This window comes from Vreelandella aquamarina (assembly GCF_900110265.1).
Taxonomy (GTDB): Bacteria; Pseudomonadota; Gammaproteobacteria; order Pseudomonadales; family Halomonadaceae; genus Vreelandella; species Vreelandella aquamarina.
Map to the genome: position 1 here is coordinate 1 of NZ_FODB01000102.1, position 3,112 is coordinate 3,112.

Annotated in this window: 3 protein-coding genes; 2 read left to right on the top strand and 1 reads right to left on the bottom strand. The window is 42.2% G+C overall.

Features of this window, described 5'->3' with window-relative positions; translation table 11 throughout:
- Window positions 1-65: 65 nt before the first annotated feature.
- A complete protein-coding gene (locus BMY49_RS16880; protein ID WP_338061337.1) occupies window positions 66-206 on the bottom strand; it encodes a phage integrase N-terminal SAM-like domain-containing protein in 141 nt (46 codons plus the stop codon).
- Between the two features lie 243 nt (window positions 207-449).
- Between BMY49_RS16880 and BMY49_RS16885 the strand changes: the two genes are divergently transcribed.
- A complete protein-coding gene (locus BMY49_RS16885; RefSeq protein ID WP_089676117.1) occupies window positions 450-2,057 on the top strand; it encodes an AAA family ATPase in 1,608 nt (535 codons plus the stop codon).
- Between the two features lie 96 nt (window positions 2,058-2,153).
- Window positions 2,154-3,017, top strand: a complete 864-nt coding sequence (locus BMY49_RS16890) for an HNH endonuclease (RefSeq protein ID WP_089676118.1) — start codon at window positions 2,154-2,156, stop codon at window positions 3,015-3,017.
- Window positions 3,018-3,112 lie beyond the last annotated feature (95 nt).

Here is a 3,112-nt window from a genome sequence, read left to right on the forward strand (position 1 = left end):
GGGCGAATGATCAAAAAGTGCTCGCTGGCGGTGATAGGGAAAGTGTCGGCGCCGGCTTCACGGATTCAGGGACCTGTTAGCGTGGCAGGGTGACGTAAGTTGTTGAACCGAATGTAAAATCGAATCCAGTAACAATAGGTTTTTTCGGTGCGTAAGCTATAGCGCTTGACCCTCATGGTTGCCTTGACGCGTTCCATCAGTTTCATGGGAGAATGCCTTAATAATGCTGTATGTAAAAACAATATTATTGAGGCGAGCAAAACGCGCAAGCCTGCGAATTTTGGCTACATCGCCAAAATTATCTTTGCACGCTGTAGAATCAATGAGGTAGATTCAATTTGGTGGCTATGAAACCTCAGTCATTGTGATGTCACGTTCATTGAGGTTTCATGGCAGGGCGTATAATCACTGTTATGTGATCTTGAACTCTGCAATATGTAAGGAAAAATATGTCTTTTGAAATAACTATCCCCAAAGAAGATGGTTCTGAAGTATTAAAGATAAAAAATGGTGGCTCAGTAGTTATTGTTGGTGCTAACGGTGCTGGAAAGACAAGGTTGTCTTCTTTTATAGAGGAAAGGCTTGGTGAACAAGCTCATAGAATAGCCGCTCACCGGGCATTATCATTGAACCCATCAGTTGCAAAAATAAGTGAAAAAGACGCGAGATTAGCGTTAAAGACAGGTTGGAGTCATAAGGACTCCACAATTGCACATCGAAGTGGAAATAGATGGGGTAATAATGCAGCTGTTGCCCTGTTAAACGACTTCGACTTTTTATTGCAAACATTATTTGCAGACCAAACTAACACCTCCCTGCAGACTCATAAAAGTGTTAGGGCTGGTGATAATGAAGAAGCTAAAGCAACCAAATTTGAGATACTGACTCAGGTCTGGCAATCGCTACTACCTCATCGTGAGCTACATGTTAGCGGTGACGATATTATGGTTTCCATAAGTGGTTCAAACGATAAATACTCAGCGACTGACATGAGTGACGGCGAACGAGCCGTTTTTTACATGCTAGGTCAATCTTTAGTCGCAGAGCCAAACACACTATTGATTTTTGATGAGCCTGAACTTCATGTTCACAAGTCAATAATGTCAAGGTTATGGGACGAGCTGGAGGCATTGAGGCCAGATTGCGCTTTTCTATTCATAACTCATGATATTGAATTTGCTTGTTCGAGAGTTGCAGAAAAATATGTGATTAACAAGTTTGATCCTGCACCATTTTGGGAAATTAATAAGATTCAAGATGATAGTGGGTTTGATGAAAATACTCTAACCCTAATACTAGGAAGTCGAAAGCCTATTTTATTTGTAGAGGGAAATGGTGAAAGTTTAGATCGCGCAACCTTCAGATGCTGCTATCCAGAATGGACTGTGATTCCCAGAGGCTCCTGTGAGCAAGTAATTCATTCCGTTGTAACTATGCGCCAAAACACATCACTTACTCGTGTATCATGTTCAGGGGTTGTAGATGCTGATGATTACAGTGATGAGGACAAAGAATATCTCTCAAGCTTAGGGATTAAAGTTTTGCCGCTCAGCGAAATCGAGAATATTTTCCTGCAACCCAATGTTGCTAAATCAATATTAGAGCATGAAGGCTATGCTGATTCCGAGCTGGAGGCGAAGTTTGATGGTTTTACCACGGCAATTATTGATAGCGTTTCAGATAAAAATAAAGAGGACGCAGTAATTAGATTTTGTCGTAGACGAATCGATCGGGCGCTAAAGAAAATTGATTTGAGTGATTCTTCATCAGTGGGGGATCTGAGGGCATCACTTGATGCAGAGGTTACCAACCTCAATATTGAAGCGCTATCTGATTATGCTAGAAGCAAAATTGAGAAAGCATTAGAAGAAAGAAATCTTATAGATCTGCTTTCAATTTACGACAACAAGGGACTAATGGCTATAGCGTCTTCTCATCTGAGAAACACAAGGCTTGCAGAGTTTGAGCATTGGTTGATTAGAAACCTCAATAATCATCTTGCGCCCAAAGTGATTGAAGAAATTAGAGTTACTTTACCTGGCGTCTCGGTGGAGTAGGAATGTTCACATAACAAGCGCATGTTGTCGGACTGGTTTTCCGCTGCGCTCCAAACCAGCCGCAAATGCGGGCGTTCAGCTCATATCGAGGATTGAATGAATTTAGAGTTCTTGAAACCATCGGATCGTCTTAGGGTTATGGATCTAGTTGAATCCACAGGAATAGATGTCGGAGACTGGTCTAATTTTAAGGGTGGTGTAGAGAAAGCAGCTTCGAATCCAAAGTATTGCTATGAATGGTCATACGAGGACCACAATATGCAAGTTATTGTGCTTAATCTTTGGTATGAAAACCTATTAGTACAAGATGGCGAGATAGTTCAAAAGCTAAACTTGAGAGAGACAGCAAAAAACGCTGCTAGTTCGCCCCAGTCTCGGCGAGCAACAAAAATGGATTTTTCTCTACAAAAAGCAGCTCGTCTTAATTGGCCTGTAAGAGTAATAATTTGTGACGGTGGAAGAAGAGATTCAAGTGCTACTAAGTCAAGTGCTGATAGACGACTTCTTGATATCGAGCAATGGTATGTAAAGAGCTATAGCTCAGATTCCGGTGATTGTGTTCTCGTTCGTGGTGTGCCAACTGATTTATTCATTGATCAATTCAATATCGAAGGATTGCCTGCAGGCGAAGCAAAGAAAAAAGAATCAATCACGTCAGTGTATGAGCGCAGCCCGCAGGTTAGGAGCTATATCTTGAAAAGAGCGGGAGGATTCTGTGAATGGTGTGGCCAAGAAGGGTTTAAAACCCTATCGGGCTCCATATATTTGGAAACTCATCATATTCAACCGTTATCCGAAGATGGCAGTGACACAGTTGATAATGTAGTCGCACTATGCCCAAACCATCATCGAGAGGCGCACTTTGGAGTAAATGCAGTTCAATTCCGAAAAGAGCTGGCTGATCGAGTAGAAAAGCTGAACAAGTCAATGCAACCGACCGCTAACGCGTCGGCTGATTGAAGCGTTATGCATAAATCAGGAAGCCGAACATGGAAGTAAAGGTTGAACTCAACGGCTCGATACGAGAGCAGGAAGTCATCGCTCTTTATCGCTCG

Excerpts from the sequence above, each read along its gene's own strand:
- BMY49_RS16880 (WP_338061337.1), bottom strand. The coding sequence starts at position 206 with ATGAAACTGATGGAACGCGTCAAGGCAACCATGAGGGTCAAGCGCTAT.
- BMY49_RS16885 (WP_089676117.1), top strand. The coding sequence starts at position 450 with ATGTCTTTTGAAATAACTATCCCCAAAGAAGATGGTTCTGAAGTATTA.
- BMY49_RS16890 (WP_089676118.1), top strand. The coding sequence starts at position 2,154 with ATGAATTTAGAGTTCTTGAAACCATCGGATCGTCTTAGGGTTATGGAT.